Genomic DNA, 21,741 nt, shown 5'->3' on the forward strand with positions numbered 1-21,741 from the left:
TTTCCACTCCTAGTTCATCTCCCTACATCTGTTCTAAATACAGTGTAGCGAAGAAGTATTTGATTCGAGAAGTGTTGGATTCAAATCGTCGCGGATTGTTGTCTTCATCTTAGCAGTCACAGCAAGCCGTCGCATCTCCGCCGGTCAGATAAAAGCCGGTGATGTCATGTTGCGCAATGAATGCTGCGAAAGCTTCGCTTGTTAAGGCATTCCCCTTATATTTCGTGAAAATGTGATCCGACACGATCTTTAAATCAGGTGCCAACTCGGCACCACGTGTTCCGGTCTTAAACGTTCTTGTTCCAGCCGATAAATTCTCATGCCGGATATAGACCACATGCATGTTTTGTTCGATTGCCCAGTCAATCGACTGATTGATCGTCCCAATGACTTCTTTGTAGTTTTTTGTCATGTCATTTTGAATATCGATGACGACTAAAGCTTTTTTTGGCATGTGAGTTCCTCCTGATCAATGAACGGATTTTTAGTTTCGATTCGTATCGGATAACGTACAATTAAAGTATAAAAAGACTAAAGGAGACATGCCGCGTGAAAGAAAAATACTATTTTGACGTCTTTCCTGAACTGACGAGCGAACGGCTCCTGTTAAGGGAAATCCGGTTAAGCGAAGCAAACCAAATGATTGAGATTACGGCCTATGACGGGCAACAGGCAGAAAATAATCGCGACGTCGTCCGGATCTTGAGTCAAATTGCTCTTGATTACTTCAACGGGGACGGCATCACGTGGGGACTCTATTTAAAGTCGACCGGCGAATTCATCGGCAACTGCTGTTTTTGCAGAGGCTACCAAAACAACATCGCCGAGATTGGTTATGTACTCAAAGCGGACTTCCGCGGTCAGGGCTACATGACGGAAGCTGTCAAAACGGTTACCCGGTTTGGACTGCAGGACATGAAGGTCAGACAGGTTTGTGCCTATACCGCACCTGATAACCGTGCCTCACAGTCCGTTCTCTTAACAGCCGGGTTCACGACAGGGATTTGCGACCAAGACAGTCATCAGTTCATCTGCCAGTAATATTATTCGTACTTCGTCCCATCATTTCGCTTTAAAATTATAAAGCGGCTTGATGACTTTTAATAACTCGACCGTGTCCTCTGTGTTCCGGATGATTTCCTCCATCGGCTTGTAGACGAACGGCGACTCATCGCGTGTCGATTCGACAACCGAACTCGACCAGACCTCCTGCATCGTCTCCTCAAAATCCTTCAAGTCCACTGATTTAAAGGCTTTCGAGCGGGACATGATCCGGCCTGCCCCGTGTGGCGCGGAATAGTTCCAGTCCGGATTGCCTTTTCCTCTCACAATCAATGAACCGTCCCGCATGTTCATCGGAATGATGGCAATCTCACCGGCCTGTGCCGAAATTGCCCCTTTCCGGAGAATCATCTGCTCGAGATCGATATAGTTGTGAATCGTATCGAATTGATCGGTCGCTGACCAGCCCATTGCTTCCAGGATGACCTCCGTCATCGCTTGACGGTTCAGTGCTGCGTACTTTTGAGCGATTTTTAAGTCATGTAAGTAATTGTCCATATCAGAACCGGAGACGTAGGCTAAATCTTTATTCGTTTCATTAAATTGACTCTTCAGCTCGACCAACGTGGTTTGAATGTCCTGCTCCCGTCCCTGTTCTTTCAGCGAGGAGACGATTGATTCCGTATCAACCGTGAATTGTGCGCTTTCCGCCAGCTTTTGATAATGCTCAGCAATCGTTTTCCCGAGGTTACGGCTGCCGGAATGAATGACGAGATACAGATTGTTTTCCTCATCCACATTCAGCTCAATAAAGTGATTTCCGCCGCCTAATGTGCCGATCGATAACCGGGCTCGTGTTTCGTTAAACGGTGCCAATACTTGATCAAACGGAATCTGTTCCGCCAAGCGGTGCGGCTGATTACGGACCGACATGCCACTCGGCACCAGCTCCTGGATCGTCGCATCCAATTTTTCATAGTCGATGCCGGCTGTGCCGTTTCGCATAATCTGTGTACATAACATCCCGCAACCGATATCAACACCGACGAGATTCGGCACGACTTTATCTTGAATCCGCATCGTCGTTCCGATGACCGACCCCTTGCCGGCATGACAATCGGGCATAATCCGGACATTCCCGTCGACGGCAATATTTTCATTCAGCATGCCTGTCACCTGCTCAATCGTCATATCATCGACGTTCTGTGTAAAAATCTTCGCTTCGCCGTATTTTCCGCGAATCGTCTTCATCTTGTTCTCCCCCTGCTCAGTTCACTTTGTTCAAGTATCCTACAAAATTCCTTTTTTAACAATTTATTCTCGTTCGTTAACAATCGTCAGAAATTGTTGTGTTAAGGCGGATTGCCCGTCTTCCGTCAACCAGACAAGAGCCGTCGTACTCGTCGCGTCCGTTAACCGTTCCTGAACAAGTCCCGTCATGTCGAGCTCACGGAGTGTACTTTCAGGTAACAGTGTCACGGCTTGTCCGCACCGGACAAGTCCGATCAAGATCAGGACGTCGGAACAGGTTTCCTGCGAGACGACGCCGAACTGCTGACTGAGCGTCTGAAAGACACCCAGTCCTTCCTGACTCGGAATGATGACGTCGGCGTCCGCATATTCCGGATGATGGACGCGATAAAACGGTTCTTCCTCCATCCATTCGATTGTGACGCCCTGGGCCTCGATCGGCAGTCGGACGAGTGCCACGTCAATCGCATGATCCTTCAGGCGGTCAATCAACACACCCGACTCGCCTTGATGAATTTGCAACGTGATCCGGGGATATCGGCGTTTCATCTCTTGAACCCAGCCTGTCAGGCGACCGGCGGATAATGTATTGACCCCGATCCGTAAGATGCCGGCTCGTCCCTCCTTGATGTCACTGACTTCAATCCGCGTTTCTGCTTCATACCGCAACAATGAGACGGCGCGTTCATACAGCCGCTCACCGCTTGCCGTAATCCGGATGCCACGTCCCGCCCGTTCAATCAACCGCACCCCAAGCAGTTCTTCCATTTTCCGAATCTGTTGTGTCAAAGCGGGTTGTGCCATCCGTAAGCGTTCAGCCGCCCGCGTCACCGATTGTTCTTCAACAACTGCGCAAAAATACCGATATTGACGTAAATCCATCTTCATCATCTCTTTCATATGTTTTCAGTCATAAATATGTATGAATCATAACATCATTCATATGATATGATGCTGAAATCAGCGATTTTTAAAGGAGACGATTTTTGTGAAACGTACGACGTCCACGATCCAGTGGATCATTTTCTTATTAGCCAATACGATTGCCTTGCCCATCGTCGTCGCCAGTCTGTTCGACCTCTCAAGTGTTGAAACAGCCGCACTTGTGCAACGATCTTTCTTCGTCGGCGGGATTGCCTGTTTTCTCCATGGTGTCTTCGGTCACCGCTTACCGATCGTGTCCGGTCCGGCCGGTTCATGGGTCAGCATTTTTGTTGTCATCGCCGCGTTACCGGTCGATTCAAAAACAGCCTTCACGATTGCGATGGCCGCTGTCGTCATCGCCGGCGTTGTCCTGATTTTCCTTGGATTGACGGGTTGGACGCGCTTTTTATTACCGGTCTTTACGCCGCTCGTCAGTGGAACGTTTTTGCTTTTATTATGTATTCAACTGACCGGCGTCATGCTCGGAGCAGTACTTGCTGTTGAGGCGACACGTCTCGCCGGCATTCTGACCTTCCTGCTTGTGCTCGGACTCAGTCAATTCGGTCCGACGCGTTTACGGCCGTTCGCTTTGATGATCGGTATTGTCGTCGGCTGGCTCGTTAGCCGTCCTTCGCTGCCGGAAGCGTCCGGTGTCTTTGCCGTTCCAACCGCTTTACCGTTCGGAATGCCGCAATTTGACGGCAGTGCGTTTCTCGTCGCGATTCCGTTTGCGATTCTTTTGATCGTCAATCTGATTGCTGCGCTCAGCGCTGTCGAGGCAACGATTCAGAAAAAAGGAGCCTTGAATCAAGGACTGACGATTGAAGGAATCATTCACCTGATTGCAGCGACGTTCTCGACGCTCGTCCCGGTTCCGTTGCCGATCACGAGTGGTTTCATCGCTCAGACCGGAAGTAAGGAACGCCGTCCGTTTTTGATTGCCTCACTCGTTATTGCCCTGGTCGGGTTTTTCCCGAGCATCATCGGCATCATCGCCACATTACCGCGCAGTGTCGCCAGTGCCGCATTGCTTGCAACGTTACCGCACATGTTCCTGATTGCCTGGCAGTCGGCTGAAAGCAGCATGACGACCAGTCGCCGGAAGCATGCTTTTGCGATTTGTGCCGTCATCGGCATCAGTATCTTATTGCAATCGACGGTCCTGGCGGAAATCCTCCCGTTGACGTTACGTCCATTCTTCAGTAACGGCTTATTGATCGGTACGATGCTTGTGCTCGGTTTTGAAGTCATCGAGCGTTTGCGTTCACGACGTGATGCTAAATCTGATCGACTTGCCAGTTGATTTATACGTCAAAGTAAAATCCCCACTTTCTCGCAAAATGCGACAGAGTGGGGATTTTGTGTTTGAAATCATATGAAAACAGTCTATTAAACTCGGCTTCTTCCCGTGACTCCTACAGGAAAAGAAGACGAGGATTACTTTATCGTACCTCGCGCCACCATTTACGCGTCTGGCTCGTAGCCGTAACACTTTCACCAATCATCGGGGTCACGACCGGTACGTCGTGTTTCGCTGCTTCCTTCAGGACGCGTTCAACCGGTTCGAACCACGGATGAAACGCCAGCGTAAACGCCGACCAGTGGACGGGAATCATCACGTCCCCTTTGACATCGAGATGCGCGGCGAGCGTCTGTTCCGGCAACATATGCGAACTCGACCAACGGGTGTCGTATTGTCCGCATTCCATGATCGTTAAATCAAACGGACCATATTGTTCCCCAATGGCTTTGAAGTGAGGACCATACCCGCTGTCGCCGCTGAAGAAGATTTTTTTCGAGCCCTCAATCACCCATGACGCCCAAAGCGTCGAAAATTGATCGAGCCCGTTGCGACCCGAGTAGTGCCGGGCCGGTGTTGCCGTCAGGCGGAGACCGTTCGTCTCAACCGATTCATGCCAATCGAGTTCCGTAATCCGGGCCGGATCGACACCCCAGCCTTTCAGACGACTCGCGACACCAAGCGGGACGATGAATTGACCGACACGATCTTTTAACGCCAGGACCGAATGATAATCCAAGTGATCATAATGGTCATGTGAATAGATGACGAGATCAATCGGCGGTAAGGCGTCAAGATCGACCTGTGACGTCGTCTGGAACCGTCCGCCCCCGAGTTTCGGGAACGGTGACGGGGCACGTCCGAGCATCGGATCAAAGAAAATCGTCTGCTGATCGAGTTCAAGCAGGAACGCTGAGTGACCGAACCAGGTTACGCGCGGTTCCGTTCCGTCCGTCCGTTGTTCAAACGGAACAACCGGCAACGGTTTGACCGGTTTTAACGACGGCAGCTCCCGTCCGTAATCTTTTAAGATACTTTTCATTGTGTCCCATTCCATCTTTAATTGGAATGGCAGTTCATTTTGAAACTTTCCGTTCGAAAACTGAGCCGAACGGGCATAACGCTGTTGATCTGTCTTCGATGGTCGGCGACCGAACAACGGATAACGGGTCATGAAGACCGCTCCGAGAACGCCGAGACCAGCAAGTGTTGCGACTGTTTTTTTCATTTCTCTTCACCTCTTTGATACGTTCAGTATAGCACCGGCGATTTTTAAAGCGGTAATGAACAAACTTCACTTCTCAAAAAAAGACACCAAACTGAAAAGCTCAGCTTGGCGTCCCGGTTTATTAATCTACATCATCGGCTTTCCATTTTGAACGGTCGCTCTTGTCGTGATCATCCGAATGCTCTGATTCATAATCATTGATGCCCGGATTTGCGACTTTTCCGCCGTGACGGTCATTCTCATCGTTAGAATGATCATGTAAATGGTCGTGATCATGGTCGTGATTGTGATCATGGGTATGGTCATGTTCATCGTGCCGGTCTTTTGCGAACAATGCGATTCCTCCCCGCTCGACTTCCTGGTAATGGCGTTCCGCTTCATCATCGGAATGACCGACCCGCTTTAGTGTTTCCCGAAGCGGCGGCTCATGACTGAACTTTGATTTGATTTGGTCGATCCACGACGCACCCGATGTTTCATCTGCTGCATCATCCCGTCCCACTACTGAAAAATCAGAATCTTTATGTCCTTGCTGTTTTAGTGCTTGCATTTTTTGATGTAAACTCGATTCATCATGAAAAATGCCGATAAATTTTTTCGCCATCGTCAACACCATTCCTCTCACAGAGATATGAATTTACAGACTCCAATTTTTACCCTTCTTTTCGGATCTCAAAACGAAAAAAACGTATCTTCCAGTGAACCGGAAGATACGTTTTAACAGATTAGTCTTTGAGTAATTGTGGTGAATCAACGAGTGTGATGACACCGTCGTTTTTCTGAACGAATCGTTCGTAGACGAAATCATTTGCAAACAAGAGAACCGGGTTTTCCCAGCGGTCGTAGACGAGGACAGTCCGTGAATCCGTCAATTTCTTGACTTCACTGATTTCTGTCACTTTGACCCACTTCGCGACCTGGAAGTTTGCCGCATCTTTTAAGATATCAACGCCGTATTCTCCTTTGAGACGGTGTTCGAAGACTTCGAATTGAAGTTGTCCGATTGCGCCGAGGATGATCTCGTTATATTCCGTCTTGTAGACCTGAATCGCTCCCTCTTGTGCAAGCTGTTCGACGCCTTTTTGGAACTGTTTTGATTTTAGGGCATTTTTCGTGAAGACTTTCAGGAACAATTCCGGTGCGAACGTCGGCAAGGCCTCGTACTGCAGGCTCGGATCACCGTTCGTGATTGTATCGCCGATTTGGTAGTTGCCGGAATCGTACAGACCGATGACATCGCCGGCAAATGCTTCGTTGACCGTTTCCCGCTCATCTGCCATGAACTGTGTCGATTGCGACAGCTTCATCTTTTTACCGGTCCGCGTCAGGACAACTTCCATCCCGCGGTCAAACTTACCGGTACAAATCCGGACGAACGCAATCCGGTCACGGTGATTCGGGTTCATGTTTGCTTGGATTTTGAAGACAAAACCGCTGAAGAAATCTTGTGCCGGCTCGATTTGTCCTTTGTTCGACTCACGCGGAGTCGGTGACGGTGACAAGTTTAGGTAATGCTCAAGCAACGGTGTGATCCCGAAGTCGACTAGGGCAGAACCGAAGAAGACAGGTGTTAATTCACCTTTCGCAATCAATTCTTCATTGTATTCATTGCCGGCTCCGTCGAGTAAATCAACTTCGTCGACTAACGTGTCATACATTTCATTGTTGATCGTTGAAGCCAACTGATCGTTTGCGAGTCCTTCTTCGCCGAGATCAATCGTCAGACGATCATTTTTAAAGCAGTGGAACTTCTCGTTGACACGGTCGTAGACACCTTCGAACTGTTGTCCTGATCCTGCAGGCCATGTAACCGCAACCGACGGAATCCCGAGGACTTCTTCGAGCTCTTCCATCAATTCGAGCGGGTCACGTGCTTGACGGTCCATCTTGTTAATAAACGTAAAGATTGGAATTCCGCGCATCCGGCAGACCTGGAACAGTTTCTTCGTTTGGGACTCGATCCCTTTCGCGGCATCGATGACCATGATCGCCGAGTCGACGGCTGTCAGGATCCGGTACGTATCTTCCCCGAAATCGGAGTGACCCGGTGTATCCATGATCGAGACGATTTTTTTGTCATATTCGAACTGCATGACGGAAGAAGTAACGGAGATTCCCCGTTGTTTTTCGATCTCCATCCAGTCGGATTTCGCAAATTTTGAGTTTTTCCGTGCTTTGACGGATCCGGCTTCGCGGATTGCTCCACCGTGGAGCAAGAATTTTTCAGTTAATGTCGTTTTCCCGGCATCCGGGTGGGAGATGATGCCGAAGATCCGGCGTTTCTCGACTTCCGTTTGAAGTAGTTTTGTCATGTATATTAATTCCTTTCACCTATATATTCAACCTCGATACAGATACTTTTTCGCAACTAGTCTATCATACCGAATTTTCGCAGTCTCGTCCATTTCACATTGTTGACTTAATTTTCAGATTTTGTATTGACAACCCAGCCTGATGTTCTATACGATGACGAGGAAGTTACTATTACAAGAAGGAGGAGACGTACAATGTCACAATCATTTAATCAGCAACAACCGATTTACGTATTGGCTACAACTGTACGTCACCCAATCGTTTAATTTTCAATTAAGCAGGGTGTACGTATGCGTATACGTACATGCTGCCCTCTTATATCAGGACGGGTATGCCCATATTTGTGCGTATCCGTCTTTTTCATGGTCTAAAAACGGAAATATAAGGGGTTTTGTTTATGTTTACTGCACTAAAACAGCTTGACCGTAACATCTGGATCCGGTTCGTCGGGGAAACGATTACCGGAGTCATGATGTTCATGATTGCACCATTTCTTGTTCTCTATTATTCGGAACAGCTCGATTCGTATTTTTTGGTCGGTCTGATCATGGCGACCGGTCCGATCATGTCACTGTTCGGCTCGTTTCTCGGCGGACACCTGGCCGATCTGTACGGTCGCAAACCGCTGATGGTCATCTCGATCGTCGGGGATGTTATTGCTTTAATCGGCTTTTCATTCGCTGATTCCTTCTGGCCGTTATTATTGATGAATGCCTTGCTCGGTCTGACGAATTCCTTGTTCCACCCGGCAGCAAGCGCGATGGTTGCCGATGTCACACCGCCGGAACGGCTTAATGAATCATTCGGATTGCTCCGGATGGGACATAATGTCGGAGCCGCGTTCGGACCGTTGATCGGAAGTGCCGTCCTGTTCATCGACCGGTCGCTGATTTTTTACGCTGCTGCCGCCGTCTTTTTCCTGTATGCCCTCGTCTTGTTAGTTTTCATCCAGGAAACCAAACCGGATCAGATCGAACACACGCACGACGAACCAAAGCTGTCGGCTTTCACCGTCCTGCGGAAAGATCATGTTTTCGTGATTTTCATTGCAGCTGGTGTCTTTATCTCGATGGGCTTCGCCCTCGTTGAAAGCATGTTGCCGGTTTTCCTGAAGGAAGCCTTGCCGGGACTGCCGAATGATAAAAATCCGTTCCCGTACCTGATGGGACTGAACGGCATCATGGTCGTCCTGTTCCAGTTCCCGGTCGCCGCCCGCTTGTCCGGTAAAGCCTTCGGCAAAGTCATGTTGCTTGGCGCCAGCATCTTCGGACTCGGGATGATATTACTTGCGTTCATCCCGTCGTATCTGTTTTCGCTTGGAACCGGCTATATCGTGCTCGTGACGATTTTACTGGTCATCTACGCCCTCTATACACTCGGTGAGATGATCATGTCACCGGTCCAGATGACATTCATCGCTTTGATCGCCCCGGAACACTTGCGCGGAACGTATAACGGTGCCGCCAGTATCCAGTGGCTGATTGGTGGAGTCACGGCGCCGTTACTTGGTTCCTTGTTCCTCGACTCTGGAAACGGACAATACGCGCTTGCCGGTGTCGGTGTCGCCTGTTGTTTGTCCGGACTTGTTTATCTCGCGCTCGACCGCTCGATCCAACGCGCGAAACGGTTGTCTCAATCCGCATAAATTAAAGTAGATTTTTTACTCATTTAATATAGAAACCCCAAACCAGACACTCGTCAAAAGTATCCGGTTTGGGGTTTTCGTATGTATATGATTTAATAAGGAATTTTGTCCTATATGATATTCGAGTAGGAGAAAGGGTAATGATGATTAAATAGTAGTATTTATTTTACAAGTTTTCCGTGGAGATATTTACTCTCCACAGCAGGAATTGAACTCCTTAACAGAATTTAAGGCCAGAAAGCCCACTGCTTCAGTGGTGGGAGTGTCAGGATCGTGACATTAACGTAGGAATCGCGATGCTTCAGTTCCGGTTTAAGGGAGAGACGATGCAGATGATTACCCATGAAAGAGCGCTATCCGTTCGCCAGTGCATCTTCGATTACTATCAACGCGTCGGGATCCGCTGTCAGGTGACGATTTTTACGGAGCAACCGCTCCAACTGTTATTGGACTTCGATTCCAATCGGGACGAATTGATTACACCACAACGACGAAGCCATTCTTGTCGCCATATCCGGGCTCATCTTGTCTCTGCCTTGATTACGTTTGATGACTCCTATACGCATGTTTATATGACAAAAGCCCCGTTCACCTCCCTGACACGTTATTGTCTCCTGATCGTTTGACAAAATAGGTGGTTTGTTCCTATCTGAGAGAAAACTGATTATACATTCAAAGCATTCCTGAACCCGAAACAGCTCATGTAGGAAATGGCTTCTGCTTCGAATATTCCCAAAGGCAGACTCGATTTCCGAACACCATCACGATGGCAACACACCGTCCGCAACAAATGGACCGAATATAACGGGCAGAGGTTCTAACGTTCGTTGTACTTCGGCAATGAATCGACTCGAGCCGCTGACGAAAACGATTGGATCGTCTATTGAAATGAGTTCCAGGAAACTTTCGATTTCTTCGTCCCATCCCTCATTCTGAATGCTGTGAAAAATTAAGCCCTGTTTCGTGAGTAAATTAAGATCTGACAACATTTTCTTTGAAGATGGTTTTGTTGACCGGGCATGTAAAATTGTCGTTGTCCGTCCACTCATCAGCGCATACTGCGCCTCATCGATGATGGCACCCAGATGATGCCCCTCCGCGACGAGCAGGACACCAAGACGAGACCAGTCACCCTGTTGCTTATATTTGCAAAAATGGCGACACGTCTCGACTAATTGATGATGGACAATCCGCCAGGCTTCGAGTACCGGATCCATCGGTGACAATCCAAGCTCCACTCTGACCGCATCGACAATCTCGGTACTGACGATATCCGGATAGGTCAGGATAAAAGATTTTGTTTGCTTGATTTCATTTAATAAGACCATTTTAAACAGTTCACTGGATTCGTGTTGATGCGTGACATGTTTCATTAGTTGAGCTAACCGGAGGATCCGGAGCTCAAAGCTTTGCGATGGAAGCTCGAGACTTCCTATTTCCTGCAGTTCTGCGCTATACTTATTTTCCAACTGTTTATAAAAACGGCTGGCAATCCGTAAGCCGTTTTGATCCACTTGGGGTCCGATCGATTGTAACAGGTGTAATGCCTGATCAAAATGCATGACATGACCTACCTTTCCTCGTATATTATGCCCGACCTTTTCTTTAAATTCAATCTCTAAAATGCATCTTTAGATATGCACATTCAAACTTGTACTTTCTATTTAACTTCTCTAACATGTGTAGTTAAGTAGGTGATGAAAATGCGCATGACACGTTATACGGATTATGCAATTAGATCCCTGTTATTTGCCGGGGCAAACGCTGATCGATTGGTCCGAATTCAGGAAGTAGCGGACTGTTACGACATTTCAAAAAATCATCTGATGAAAGTCGTCTATCGTTTAGGACAAAATGGATTAATTCATTCTGTTCGAGGTCGAGGTGGCGGATTCCGTTTGGCAAGCCCGCCGGATGAAATTTATATCGGTGACGTAGTGCAATTGTTTGAACCAACAACTCATTTTTTAGATCCACTCGAAGGGACATCCGAGCTCCCTTCTTTAGACCCTGCACGCGACGCTTTTGATGACGCGATTGCTGCGTTTCATCAAGTCTTGAACAGTTACACGATAAATGATTTACTTCATCCAACGAATTCTACACATCGACAAATCCTTGAAATGATTCCGAGCCGCGACTAATCGTGGGCGGAATCATTTTTTTGTCGACAGACATCCGTGACGTCATCTGAATCCGTGCGTGGTATACTTATATAAGAAAGGAGGGGTACAGATGAACCCTCACGAAGAACTCAACACTTTATATCTCCGCTTAAAAGAGGCAGATCCGTCACTCGAACGTGGTGAATCACTTTGGACCATTTTTGAAGACACGACTGATGCGACACTCCGTCCCCTTGCCTTGTGGACATTTTCTCAAAATCAATTTGATTTGGGTCACTTCCGCTCTTTTTTAGTTTCCTTTTCTTTATTAATGGATTGGGTCCGGAAAGATGAATTGACTTTAACGCCTAAACAGGAACTCGATCTGTACTGGAATTATAAATCCTATTTAATTTATGCAGCCGAACAGGAAGATATGCCTGTCGCTTTACTTGAAGAAGATTTCGACCGGTTCGTTGATTTTTGTGACGCCCACGGCTTTGCCCGGACACGCGACTACATCGGCTTCATGATTTACAGCAAGCTCGGTGACGAAGAACAGGCCGATCATTACCTTTCCGAATGGGTCGACGCTCCGTCCGACGAATTAAGTGACTGCCCGTCTTGCGAAGGTTTCAGCCGGATGACGTATGCCATCGAACGCGGTTACGAAGACCGGGCCTTGTTACTGTACGCTGCCATCCGTCACGAACGCGGTTGTTCGCGGATGCCCGATCAGGCCCATCCGTTCATTCTTCCGTTGTTCATCAGTCGTAAAAAAGACCGGTTCGACTGGACGGAACAGTTGATTCAAGAAGTCAAGCGCGTCAAACCGCTCTTCACAGGCGGCGATGAACCGTATCACCTCTATGCCGCGATGTATTACGACGACAAGTATGTCTGGTCGATGGAAGAGAAAAAACAGTTGATTCCGTTATTGACGGACCGTGGTTACCTGCAATTCTTACTGGCTCACTATGCAGCATCTTACCGGGCTGCCCGGCATGCCGAAGTGGCCTATCTCGGAGTCCTGCGCTCCAATATTTACGAAGTCGCCCAGGAACTGGATCGACGGATCGACGGACACTTTTACTTGAACTTCGTCGAACGCGAACTCAAACGGGTGACGGAATTCATCGTTTAATTTTCTTGAGAGGACGTGTCAGAATGTTAGATCACGTACAGTTAGCTGCCCCAAGAAACTCGGAAGAACAGGCTCGGGCTTTTTATGCCGGGCTTTTACATATGAAAGAAGTTGAAAAACCACCGGGTGTCAAAGCAAGCGGTGGTGTCTGGTTTGAATCGGATGGCGCCGCCCTCCATCTCGGAATCGAAGAGCCGTTTCAACCGGCGGCAAAAGCACATCCGGGTCTGACATTTGCGAACCTGGACGACTTGGCGAACCGGTTGCAAGCGGCCGGGTATACCACTCAGTTTGATGATCGTCTCGCACCACGCCGCCGGTTTTTCACAAATGATCCGTTCGGCAATCGGATTGAATGCATTGAACAGCAAATTCCCGTCATTGTGCCGAAGCGTCTGGCGAGCGGTTCACATGTTCGTCTGCTTGCACCGGCTTCAAGTCTTGCGACGGTCGAGTCAAGGATTGTTGATCCGGCAATCACGGTTTTGGAATCGTTTGGCTTACGGGTCTCGATCAGTCAGCATGCCCGGGCATTGAATCCGTTCGGTTCGAGTGATCCGGCATGCCGCTTGGACGATCTCCATACCGCATTCGCCGACCCGTCGATCGATGCGATTTTATGTGTCCGCGGCGGGTTCAGTTCCAATGAATTGCTCGACGGACTGGATTACGATTTAATCCGGAATAATCCGAAGATTCTCTGCGGTTTTTCCGATATCACAGCGCTCAGTCATGCCCTTTTGACGAAAAGCGGACTCGTCACCTACTCGGGACCGATGTTACGTGCCCTCGCCTCGCGCGATGCCTATACGTTACAGTCATTCGAACAGGTGTTGTTCGGAAGCGGAACGACGCAGGTTCAGCCGAGTGTCAATTGGCATGATCAGCATGAAGGAAAAGACATGACACTTCCGAACCCCGGACCCGTCATTCTCTCAAAAGGCTCCGGCAGCGGACGTCTACTCGGCGGGAATCTTTGTACGTTGAACCTTCTGCAAGGGACAACATACTTCCCAGATTTACGCGACAGCATTCTGTTCCTTGAAGATGATTACGAGGTCCATCCGGCAACCTTTGCCCGTGACTTCGCCTCCTTGATGGCGCAACCCGGAGCCGATCAAATCCGTGGAATCGTGTTCGGTCGTTTTCAGCTTGCGACACAGATGACAGATGAACATCTCCGTTATCTGGTCGGGCTGTACCCTGCCCTCTCGTCGATTCCGGTCATCTCCGGCACGGACTTCGGCCATACGATGCCGCTGTTCACTTTCCCGATTGGCGGGACAGCCTCAATCGAGGACGACAGAATTTCCATCCAACATTAAAAATAAGGAGTCGCGGCGATCCGCGTCTCCTTCTTTTTTAATAGTCGAGCAATCTCGAAGCATCAATTTGACGCTTCGATCCATCTGCGAACATCTCGAGTGTCGCGAGGATTTTATGATCGGTCAAATCGTATCGTATCAACGTGAAGTCTTCGAGCGTCGAAATCGTCTTAAACGTTTTTCCGACCGTGAACGCCCGCTTGCGGCTTGCGTCCTGAGCAGGAATCGTCACGAAGACAACCGTGATGTCCGCTCCGTTCGTATCATAATAAAATTCGACGACACGTCCGTCTTCCGTCTCCGGCAAGAGCCCTTTTTGAGGCCGTCCGGACTGGTCGAGTTGTACATAAGGTTGTAACATCGTTCCGCCTCACTTTCTCCGTCATTTATCATAGCACGACCAAAAAAATTATGCTAATGTATAAGTGATGTTGAAAGGGGGATGAGTCACGGATGGCATGGTTCATGAACGGAATTTTGCTCTGGGGCTTTATCATGATCACATTGATGGCGATTGGCGGTTTCTTCATGTTCCGGAAGTTCCTTAAGAAACTTCCGAAAGAAGACGGCAAATCGATGATGGACTGGGAAGATGAATACATCGACCAGACCCGCCATTTATGGACGGATGAAACACTTGATTTATTAAACGCACTCGTCATGCCGGTCCCGGCTGCTTTTCGGGACGTCGCCCGTCGGAAAATCGCGGGACGGATCGGGCAGTTTGCACTGGAAGAACGGGCAACCGAGATGACGTCCGAATTGGTCGTCAAAGGATATATTTCAGCGACACCGAAACGGGACCATAAATTCTTGAAAAAAGCTTTACGCGAACACGCCATCGATTGGCGGGAATACGAACTGTATTTCCAAAACTAAAAGGAAGGACTCTCAGATGAGAATCCTTCCTTTTAATTTTGCGGTAAATGTTTAACCGGGACGATGCCCGACTTAACCTGCTTATACTTCAGATACATCGCAATCCGCCAAGGCGCAATCATCCCGAACGCCACGAGATAAAATATCCCGCCGGTCTCAAAGATATCGATTTGACCGCCGATGACAAACTTTGCCACTGTCCGGACAATTAAAATTCCGAACAGGACGATGAAAAAGGCTTTTGAACGTTGCAGATAAATTTGTCCTTCGGCTTCGTAGAAATTGGACGTCTTGATTAAAAAAATACTGAAGATCGCACCAACCAGCAATGCTTCTGCCACTTCCGTCCATGTCAGGCGGGATGCCGGGTATAAAAACTGCAGCATTCCGGTCGACATGGCGAAGGGCGGGATTAAGATTTTTTTAGCGTTCGTCGGTTTAGCTGAAGCTTTGACACGAATGAAGCTGATCAGCAAACCCATGACGAGCGCAACCCCTGTTGATACCCAAATCATCCCATCACTTCCTTGTTAAAATCCAGTGAATCCTACGATATCACTCATCCATGCAGCAAAGGCACTGAGTCCGTCAAAATAAAGGACGATGCCGAACAACATCATCAATGCGCCGCCAAATTTCGTCATCTTCAAGCTGTACTGCACGAACAATCTCGAACGACCGACGAAAAAGGCCATCAGTAAAAACGGAATCGAGAATCCCAATACATAAAACAGCATATACAACATACCTTGGCTTGGATTCGTCGCCGCAAGCCCGATGACGCCTGCCAAAATCGGACCCGTACACGGTGTCCATCCGGCAGCAAAACCAATTCCGACAAGGATGGTACCGATGTACCCGCCCTTTCGTTCACCTAAGTTCAGTTTTTTCTCACGCATCAAGAATGTCGGTTGCCATAATCCAAGCAACACTACGCCGAAAACAAAAATGACGAGCGCGCCGACCATCCGTAACGTGTCACGGTAGGTGATGAAGACATCCGCCAACAGCGAAGTCGATAGACCAAGAACGGCAAACACCATCGCAAATCCAACCAAAAAGGCTACGGTATGCAACAACGACCGTTTTTCTCTGACCCCTTTTTCTTTCAAGTCCGTTACAGAAACACCGGTAATATAAGAGAGGAATACCGGATATAACGGAAGCGTACAAGGTGAGACAAATGACAGCAACCCTGCACCAAACGCTAACCAAAGCGAGAGCTCCATTTCAGCAGCTCCTTTCTAATAAGAAGAAGTTCCTTCTCTATTTTGCCAAACTAATCGACATTTAGCACCTATTATCTTCCGAAAGATAAAAAAGATTCGTGACAATTGAAATTACAAAAAAATTACATTTCCTCAAAACAGATGAAATGTCGTTGCACTGCCAGAAACCACTTGCTAGAATATGGATATGACACCAATGTAAGGGAGGATTCTATGACAAGCCAGCATCTATTGACTTTAGCGATCGAAGCAAAACGAAGTGAACTGTATCATCAAGCGGATCGGTCTAGTTTCACCTCCCCGCATGTTTTAAAGCTGAGTCATGAACTCGATTTATTATTACTGGAATATTCTCGTTTCGTTCAAAAGTATACGTACCATTCCTGCGCGAACGAATCCGTCTTAGGATAAAATACAATTTGTCGTTTGGGCAAGACGATAATCGACTCCTATATATGTTTATGAGAAAACCGCTGACGTGCGATGGCCGTCAGCGGTTTTTTCGTGTTTCCTCTATATAATGCGTTTTTTATTTTTAATTCTTTAAGAAAATCTTTACTTTGTCGTTTTACTTCTTTTTTTGAGCCTTTAGTTAGGCGAATAGTTAGAATATTTCTTCTAAAGTATGCCTAAAGTCCTACTTTCCCTTTATTTTACCAAGCATTATGACCTAGACGTGACAAAACATGCATTTTTGCAATCTGTTTGTCATACTAGCCCGGTTTGTAACTTGAATGACTCTGACCTGTAAACGCACAAACCGGAATTGCCGTGTAAAGTAGGAACAGTAAACACAGCACATGTCAGGAGGACATCAATAATGAAAAAAGCAGTTTTCGCTGCAGGTCTTGCAGCAACGGCTCTATCAGTAGGATTCGCCCAAGAGACAGAGGCTGCCTCAGAGACGGTAACAGTAAATACAGCGGTATTAAATGTACGCACAGCACCTACAACGGCATCAGCGGATGTAGGTAACGTATATAAAGGTCAAAAATTAAATGTCGAAGGACGTTCTGGCGCATGGATCCAAACAAACATCAATGGCCAAAAACGTTATGTACACGGCGCATACACTTCAGCCGGTTCTTCATTCGACTTTAAAAAAGCTACAGTCACTACGGCAGTATTAAACGTTCGTACGCAACCTACTACAAACTCTAAAGACGTTGGCAACTTGTATAAAGGCCAGTCCGTTAACGTAGAAAACAAAGTCGGTGCTTGGATCAAAACAACAATCGACGGAAAAACTCGTTACGTACACAGCGCTTATACAACTTTAGCGGGTTCAGCAGCAAAAGCACCAGCGGTCAAAGCTCCAGCAGCTAAACCGGCAGCTCCAGTTGCAAAACCAGCTCCAAAAGCAGCAGCTAAACCAGCTGCAGCAACAAAACAAACTACAGCAGCTAAATCAGGTACGAAAGTAACAATGAATGTTTCTGCGTACACGACTGATCCATCAAACAATGGTAGCCGCCTTTACAATGGCCGCGCATTGACTGCTAGCGGTTATGATGTCACAAATACGATCACGTACAATGGTATGCGTATCGTTGCAGCATCAGCTCAATACCCAATTGGTACACGCATGCACATCTCAGGTATCGGTGAAGCCATCGTACTCGACCGTGGCGGCGCAATCCAAGGTAACAAACTTGACCTTCTCGTTGGTTCACAACAAGAAGCACTTAACTGGGGACGTCAAAACGTCACAGTTACTGTCTACTAATTTTAAACACAAACAACCTGCCGGGCGAGATCGCCTGGCAGGCTTTTTTGTGTCTTATGATACCGACGAAACGTGACCAGATTGCAATTCATACATCTTTTTATATAATCCGTTCTTTTCAATCAGTGCCTGATGGTTCCCTTGTTCGACGACTTCCCCTTGATGCAGGACTAAAATCAGATCCGCATCCTGGATTGTCGACAACCGGTGGGCAATCGCAATCGTTGTTCGTCCCTGCCGCATCCGTTTTAAAGCGACCTGCACTTTTTCTTCCGTTTCCGTATCGATTGAACTTGTCGCTTCGTCGAGAATCAAGACTTTCGGATCACGTGCCATCGTCCGGGCAAACGAAACGAGTTGACGTTCTCCGGCAGAGAAGGTAGCTCCCCGCTCCGCAACCGGACTGTCATATTGTTCGTCGAGCTGATTGATGAACCCGTCTGCTTGAACAAAGCGGGCCGCTTCCTCCACTTTTTTAAATGGAATGGACGGATCAAACAACCGGATGTTATCGGCGACACTGCCTGTAAACAGGAATGAATCCTGTAAGACCAGACCGACATGACGCCGCAGCTCGTCTTCCGGCAATTGTTCGAGCGGCTGTCCGTCAATCAGGATCCGACCTGACTGATAGGAATAAAAACGCATCAGAATATTGATAATCGAACTTTTCCCGCTGCCGGTCTGACCGACCAGAGCGACAGTCTGTCCTTTTTTCGCTTCAAACGAAATCCCTTTCAAGACTTCCTTCTCCCCGTCATAACTAAAGCGGACATTGTCAAAGACAATATGTCCTTCTGTAATATCCGCGTCCCCCGCAATCGTCTTCGCAGGTTCCGGCTCATCCGTATCGAGCACTTTAAAGACCCGGTCCGCCGAGACGATTGCCTGTTGGAATTCAGACAGGCGTTGCATGATTTGCTGGACCGGTTGAAAAATCCGTTCCATATAGCTGATAAAAGCGTAGACGACCCCGACTTGAACCGTTTGTGAAAAGGACAGGACACCGAAGTACGTAATCAAGGACGCAATCGTCAGTGCAAGCATCAGTTCAATGATCGGACGTAACAGCCAGCTGTCGAGTTTCAGGTTCTTGTAACGGCCGTTTTGATGGGCGATGTTCGTTTCTTCGAACTCTGCCATCAGCCGTTTTTCCTGCCGAAACTGTTGGATGATGGCCATTCCGTTGATCGACTCATTTAATTGTCCGTTAATCTTCGATAATAAATCCCGGACTTCCGCATAATATTTCGTCGAGTAACGACGGTAAATCCAGATGATGAAATAAAACAGCGGCAATAAGACTAACGCAATCGTCGCCAGGCGCGGTTCAAGCAGATACAGGAAGATATACGTTCCAATCAGTTGAACCCCGCTTTGGACGAATGTCGACAAAACGCCGATGTACAGCTCTTTGATTGCTTCCGTATCATTCGTAATCCGTGAAACAAGCACGCCAGCCGGTGTTCGGTCGAAGTAACCGAGCCGAAGATGCATGACATGACGGAACACATCAATCCGGAGCCGTTGAATGACTTTTAAGGCAATTTTTTGGAACTCAAACGCCTGTAAATAATCAACGACGATACCGGTCGTATGCAACAGCAAGTAGACACCAAACAATAACGCGACTTCCTGGACCGGATAGTTCCCGACGGCCACATAATTATCGATGAAGATTTTGACAAGATAAGGTCCCCCGAGCTTTGCTCCGGTCGTCACGAGTAACAGTAAGAAGGCGACTAAAACCTGTTTTTTAAACGGTTTGACGAAGCCAAGCAATCGTCGCAAGACCGCTTTTTCATTAATATCATGATTCAAGCGTTCCACCTCCCTGTTCGACGAGTGATTCCAGTTGCTGCCGGTCATAGGTTTCTTTATACCAACCGTCCCGTGCAAGCAATTCGTCGTGTGTTCCCCGTTCAATGATTCGTCCCGCATCGAGAACGATGATTTCATCCGTATGCGAAACGGCTGACAGACGGTGGGCAACGATGATTTGCGACTGTTCATTATCCGCCGTCCGGAAATGTTCGATGATCGCTTCTTCCGTCTTCGCGTCAACCGCCGACAACGCATCATCGAGTACCAGAATCGGACAATCTGCAAGTAATGCCCGGGCAATCGAAATCCGTTGTTTTTGACCGCCGGATAACGTGACACCGCGCTCCCCGACCATCGTCGCGTACCCTTCCGTGAAGCCGAGGATATCCTCATGCACGGCAGCAATCCGTGCGGCTTCCATGATTTCTTCCATCGAAGCATCCGGTTTGGCAAAGGCAATGTTATCGGCAATCGAAGCAGAGAACAGGAAATGATCCTGCGGTACGATGGCGACCTGTTTGCGGACCGTTTCCCGCGTCAATTGTTTGACGTCTTGTCCACCAATGGCAATTGATCCATATTTGACATCGTATTCGCGTGATAACAGACGGACGAACGTCGACTTCCCGGCACCGGTCCGCCCAACGATTCCAAGTGTCCGTCCCGGTGTCAACGTCACGTGGATATTTTCGAGTACAGGTTGTGTATCATAAACAAAACGATCGACCGCGACCTGTAAATCAGCGGATGCGACGGTCGTCGCCGCTTCCTTGGCATCCTTAATCTCCGGTTCGATTGCAAGCATCCGTTCGATCCGGTCGTACGAGGCCCGTCCCCGTTCAACGATATTAAACAACCAGCCGAACGCGAGCATCGGCCATGTCAATAATCCTAAGTATGTAGTGAAGGACACGATGTCCCCGATCCGAATTTCGCCTTGCTGCAATAAATAGGCACCGTATCCGACGGCAATGATATAAGACAAGCCGACCAAACCGAAAATCGTCGGATCAAATAAGGCATCGATTTTTGCGACCCGGCGGTTTTTTTGTACGACATCGTCTGACAGCGATGTAAACGTACCGACATCCGACTCGACTTCCCCGGTTGCTTTTAAGACCCGGACCCCGCTGACGCTCTCGGCGACTTTATCATTTAAATCGGAAAAGGCTTCCTGTGCATCATGAAACCGCGAGTGCAGCATCTTGCCGTAACGTGATGTCAAATATACCATCAACGGCATCGGTAACAGGGAAACAAGTGTCAGTTTCCAACTGATTGTCGTAATCATCGTGATGATGACAAAACTCCCCATCGTCACGGAATCGACGAGTGTCAAAATACCGGCTCCGGCCGTCATCGAAACCGCTTGCACATCGTTTGTCGCATGAGCCATTAAATCCCCGCTGCGGTACTTTTTATAAAACGATTGATCCAAGTCTGAAAAATGACCGTATAACTGACTTCGTAACAACCGCCCGAGCCGGATTGATGCGCCGAAGATGAAGAACCGCCAAAAATAACGAATCACATAAGTCGATACCCCGATCAAGATCAATGTGCCGACCAATTTCCATAAATCATTTTTCGTCAAGCTGCCTTCACTCAGACCGTTGACCGTCGAACCGATCACTTTCGGCGGAATCAATTCCAGTCCGGCAACAAAAATTAAAGCAATGATCCCCAAGCTGTAAGCTTTCCATTCGAGTCGGAAAAACCAACTCAATTTCCTGAAGACTCCCATACAAGTCCCCCCTTTTTAAATCGATTGAGTATTTCTAATAGTCTCACATTTTAGATTAGCCATCTTCCTAAAAAATAGCAAACAAAAGGAGACCAAATTGGT

22 protein-coding genes are annotated in these 21,741 nt (G+C 48.0%); 10 read left to right on the forward strand and 12 right to left on the reverse strand.

Going from position 1 to position 21,741, the window contains the following annotated elements; all coding sequences use genetic code 11:
* Positions 1-109: 109 nt before the first annotated feature.
* A complete protein-coding gene (locus R7V76_RS10990) occupies positions 110-454 on the reverse strand; it encodes a cysteine hydrolase family protein (protein WP_318092523.1) in 345 nt (114 codons plus the stop codon).
* Between the two features lie 95 nt (positions 455-549).
* On the opposite strand from R7V76_RS10990, the gene R7V76_RS10995 reads away from it, so the two are divergent.
* Positions 550-1,041: a GNAT family N-acetyltransferase gene (locus R7V76_RS10995; protein ID WP_318092524.1), complete on the forward strand. Its 492-nt coding sequence runs from the start codon at positions 550-552 to the stop codon at positions 1,039-1,041.
* Between the two features lie 21 nt (positions 1,042-1,062).
* On the opposite strand, the gene R7V76_RS11000 is transcribed toward R7V76_RS10995, so the two are convergent.
* Both R7V76_RS11000 and R7V76_RS11005 read right to left on the reverse strand, forming a co-directional pair.
* Positions 1,063-2,253: an RtcB family protein gene (locus R7V76_RS11000; RefSeq protein ID WP_318092525.1), complete on the reverse strand. Its 1,191-nt coding sequence runs from the start codon at positions 2,251-2,253 to the stop codon at positions 1,063-1,065.
* A 63-nt stretch (positions 2,254-2,316) separates the two neighbouring features.
* Positions 2,317-3,153 carry a LysR family transcriptional regulator gene (locus R7V76_RS11005; RefSeq protein ID WP_318092527.1) on the reverse strand — a complete coding sequence of 279 codons (837 nt, stop codon included), beginning with the start codon at positions 3,151-3,153 and terminating at the stop codon, positions 2,317-2,319.
* Between the two features lie 88 nt (positions 3,154-3,241).
* Here R7V76_RS11005 and R7V76_RS11010 point away from each other — a divergent pair, with 88 nt between their 5' ends.
* Entirely contained in the window at positions 3,242-4,480 is a 1,239-nt protein-coding gene (locus R7V76_RS11010; RefSeq protein ID WP_290830530.1) for a purine/pyrimidine permease, read from the forward strand.
* Between the two features lie 139 nt (positions 4,481-4,619).
* On the opposite strand, the gene R7V76_RS11015 is transcribed toward R7V76_RS11010, so the two are convergent.
* The 3 genes from R7V76_RS11015 to R7V76_RS11025 form a co-directional block, all read right to left on the reverse strand.
* Positions 4,620-5,705, reverse strand: coding sequence for an MBL fold metallo-hydrolase (locus R7V76_RS11015; protein ID WP_290830528.1), 1,086 nt, complete (start codon positions 5,703-5,705; stop codon positions 4,620-4,622).
* A gap of 121 nt (positions 5,706-5,826) precedes the next feature.
* Positions 5,827-6,309, reverse strand: coding sequence for a general stress protein (locus R7V76_RS11020; RefSeq protein ID WP_290830526.1), 483 nt, complete (start codon positions 6,307-6,309; stop codon positions 5,827-5,829).
* Between the two features lie 121 nt (positions 6,310-6,430).
* Positions 6,431-8,017: a peptide chain release factor 3 gene (locus tag R7V76_RS11025; RefSeq protein WP_012370017.1), complete on the reverse strand. Its 1,587-nt coding sequence runs from the start codon at positions 8,015-8,017 to the stop codon at positions 6,431-6,433.
* A 398-nt stretch (positions 8,018-8,415) separates the two neighbouring features.
* On the opposite strand from R7V76_RS11025, the gene R7V76_RS11030 reads away from it, so the two are divergent.
* Positions 8,416-9,663: an MDR family MFS transporter gene (locus tag R7V76_RS11030; RefSeq protein ID WP_318092529.1), complete on the forward strand. Its 1,248-nt coding sequence runs from the start codon at positions 8,416-8,418 to the stop codon at positions 9,661-9,663.
* Positions 9,664-9,995: 332 nt separating this feature from the next.
* Positions 9,996-10,289 (forward strand): hypothetical protein, encoded by a 294-nt coding sequence (locus R7V76_RS11035; RefSeq protein WP_147269817.1) that lies wholly within the window; start codon positions 9,996-9,998, stop codon positions 10,287-10,289.
* Positions 10,290-10,424: 135 nt separating this feature from the next.
* Here the strand turns inward: R7V76_RS11035 and R7V76_RS11040 are convergent, their stop codons facing one another.
* Positions 10,425-11,225: a hypothetical protein gene (locus R7V76_RS11040; RefSeq protein ID WP_318092530.1), complete on the reverse strand. Its 801-nt coding sequence runs from the start codon at positions 11,223-11,225 to the stop codon at positions 10,425-10,427.
* 141 nt (positions 11,226-11,366) lie between these two features.
* On the opposite strand from R7V76_RS11040, the gene R7V76_RS11045 reads away from it, so the two are divergent.
* The 3 genes from R7V76_RS11045 (at position 11,367) to R7V76_RS11055 (ending at position 14,237) form a co-directional block, all read left to right on the forward strand.
* Positions 11,367-11,807, forward strand: coding sequence for an RrF2 family transcriptional regulator (locus R7V76_RS11045; protein ID WP_012370012.1), 441 nt, complete (start codon positions 11,367-11,369; stop codon positions 11,805-11,807).
* Between the two features lie 91 nt (positions 11,808-11,898).
* Positions 11,899-12,912 carry a hypothetical protein gene (locus R7V76_RS11050; protein ID WP_318092532.1) on the forward strand — a complete coding sequence of 338 codons (1,014 nt, stop codon included), beginning with the start codon at positions 11,899-11,901 and terminating at the stop codon, positions 12,910-12,912.
* A 23-nt stretch (positions 12,913-12,935) separates the two neighbouring features.
* A complete protein-coding gene (locus tag R7V76_RS11055; RefSeq protein ID WP_290830516.1) occupies positions 12,936-14,237 on the forward strand; it encodes an LD-carboxypeptidase in 1,302 nt (433 codons plus the stop codon).
* Between the two features lie 37 nt (positions 14,238-14,274).
* Here R7V76_RS11055 and R7V76_RS11060 read toward each other — a convergent pair whose 3' ends face one another.
* Positions 14,275-14,598 (reverse strand): hypothetical protein, encoded by a 324-nt coding sequence (locus R7V76_RS11060; RefSeq protein ID WP_290830514.1) that lies wholly within the window; start codon positions 14,596-14,598, stop codon positions 14,275-14,277.
* Positions 14,599-14,690: 92 nt separating this feature from the next.
* Between R7V76_RS11060 and R7V76_RS11065 the strand changes: the two genes are divergently transcribed.
* Positions 14,691-15,116 (forward strand): DUF2621 family protein, encoded by a 426-nt coding sequence (locus R7V76_RS11065; RefSeq protein WP_012370008.1) that lies wholly within the window; start codon positions 14,691-14,693, stop codon positions 15,114-15,116.
* Positions 15,117-15,148: 32 nt separating this feature from the next.
* On the opposite strand, the gene R7V76_RS11070 is transcribed toward R7V76_RS11065, so the two are convergent.
* Positions 15,149-15,631 carry a CcdC family protein gene (locus tag R7V76_RS11070; protein ID WP_012370007.1) on the reverse strand — a complete coding sequence of 161 codons (483 nt, stop codon included), beginning with the start codon at positions 15,629-15,631 and terminating at the stop codon, positions 15,149-15,151.
* Positions 15,632-15,646: 15 nt separating this feature from the next.
* Positions 15,647-16,345, reverse strand: coding sequence for a cytochrome c biogenesis CcdA family protein (locus tag R7V76_RS11075; protein WP_026828727.1), 699 nt, complete (start codon positions 16,343-16,345; stop codon positions 15,647-15,649).
* Positions 16,346-16,558: 213 nt separating this feature from the next.
* On the opposite strand from R7V76_RS11075, the gene R7V76_RS11080 reads away from it, so the two are divergent.
* Positions 16,559-16,756 carry an aspartyl-phosphate phosphatase Spo0E family protein gene (locus tag R7V76_RS11080; protein ID WP_290830510.1) on the forward strand — a complete coding sequence of 66 codons (198 nt, stop codon included), beginning with the start codon at positions 16,559-16,561 and terminating at the stop codon, positions 16,754-16,756.
* A 409-nt stretch (positions 16,757-17,165) separates the two neighbouring features.
* On the forward strand, positions 17,166-18,071 hold the full coding sequence (locus R7V76_RS11085) for an SH3 domain-containing protein (protein WP_290830509.1): 906 nt from the start codon (positions 17,166-17,168) through the stop codon (positions 18,069-18,071).
* 54 nt (positions 18,072-18,125) lie between these two features.
* Here the strand turns inward: R7V76_RS11085 and R7V76_RS11090 are convergent, their stop codons facing one another.
* Entirely contained in the window at positions 18,126-19,892 is a 1,767-nt protein-coding gene (locus R7V76_RS11090) for an ABC transporter ATP-binding protein (RefSeq protein ID WP_290830507.1), read from the reverse strand.
* Positions 19,882-21,639, reverse strand: coding sequence for an ABC transporter transmembrane domain-containing protein (locus R7V76_RS11095; protein WP_290830505.1), 1,758 nt, complete (start codon positions 21,637-21,639; stop codon positions 19,882-19,884). Before R7V76_RS11095 ends, R7V76_RS11090 begins: the two co-directional genes overlap by 11 nt.
* Positions 21,640-21,741 lie beyond the last annotated feature (102 nt).

Source organism: Exiguobacterium artemiae (assembly GCF_033342815.1).
Lineage (GTDB): Bacteria > Bacillota > Bacilli > Exiguobacteriales > Exiguobacteriaceae > Exiguobacterium_A > Exiguobacterium_A artemiae_A.

Excerpts from the sequence above, each read along its gene's own strand:
- R7V76_RS11080 (WP_290830510.1), top strand. The coding sequence starts at position 16,559 with ATGACAAGCCAGCATCTATTGACTTTAGCGATCGAAGCAAAACGAAGT.
- R7V76_RS11020 (WP_290830526.1), bottom strand. The coding sequence starts at position 6,309 with ATGGCGAAAAAATTTATCGGCATTTTTCATGATGAATCGAGTTTACAT.
- R7V76_RS11050 (WP_318092532.1), top strand. The coding sequence starts at position 11,899 with ATGAACCCTCACGAAGAACTCAACACTTTATATCTCCGCTTAAAAGAG.
- R7V76_RS11055 (WP_290830516.1), top strand. The coding sequence starts at position 12,936 with ATGTTAGATCACGTACAGTTAGCTGCCCCAAGAAACTCGGAAGAACAG.
- R7V76_RS11065 (WP_012370008.1), top strand. The coding sequence starts at position 14,691 with ATGGCATGGTTCATGAACGGAATTTTGCTCTGGGGCTTTATCATGATC.
- R7V76_RS11060 (WP_290830514.1), bottom strand. The coding sequence starts at position 14,598 with ATGTTACAACCTTATGTACAACTCGACCAGTCCGGACGGCCTCAAAAA.
- R7V76_RS11030 (WP_318092529.1), top strand. The coding sequence starts at position 8,416 with ATGTTTACTGCACTAAAACAGCTTGACCGTAACATCTGGATCCGGTTC.
- R7V76_RS11045 (WP_012370012.1), top strand. The coding sequence starts at position 11,367 with ATGCGCATGACACGTTATACGGATTATGCAATTAGATCCCTGTTATTT.
- R7V76_RS11040 (WP_318092530.1), bottom strand. The coding sequence starts at position 11,225 with ATGCATTTTGATCAGGCATTACACCTGTTACAATCGATCGGACCCCAA.
- R7V76_RS11005 (WP_318092527.1), bottom strand. The coding sequence starts at position 3,153 with ATGAAAGAGATGATGAAGATGGATTTACGTCAATATCGGTATTTTTGC.
- R7V76_RS11085 (WP_290830509.1), top strand. The coding sequence starts at position 17,166 with ATGAAAAAAGCAGTTTTCGCTGCAGGTCTTGCAGCAACGGCTCTATCA.
- R7V76_RS11035 (WP_147269817.1), top strand. The coding sequence starts at position 9,996 with ATGATTACCCATGAAAGAGCGCTATCCGTTCGCCAGTGCATCTTCGAT.
- R7V76_RS11075 (WP_026828727.1), bottom strand. The coding sequence starts at position 16,345 with ATGGAGCTCTCGCTTTGGTTAGCGTTTGGTGCAGGGTTGCTGTCATTT.
- R7V76_RS11000 (WP_318092525.1), bottom strand. The coding sequence starts at position 2,253 with ATGAAGACGATTCGCGGAAAATACGGCGAAGCGAAGATTTTTACACAG.
- R7V76_RS10990 (WP_318092523.1), bottom strand. The coding sequence starts at position 454 with ATGCCAAAAAAAGCTTTAGTCGTCATCGATATTCAAAATGACATGACA.
- R7V76_RS11070 (WP_012370007.1), bottom strand. The coding sequence starts at position 15,631 with ATGATTTGGGTATCAACAGGGGTTGCGCTCGTCATGGGTTTGCTGATC.
- R7V76_RS11095 (WP_290830505.1), bottom strand. The coding sequence starts at position 21,639 with ATGGGAGTCTTCAGGAAATTGAGTTGGTTTTTCCGACTCGAATGGAAA.
- R7V76_RS11025 (WP_012370017.1), bottom strand. The coding sequence starts at position 8,017 with ATGACAAAACTACTTCAAACGGAAGTCGAGAAACGCCGGATCTTCGGC.
- R7V76_RS11015 (WP_290830528.1), bottom strand. The coding sequence starts at position 5,705 with ATGAAAAAAACAGTCGCAACACTTGCTGGTCTCGGCGTTCTCGGAGCG.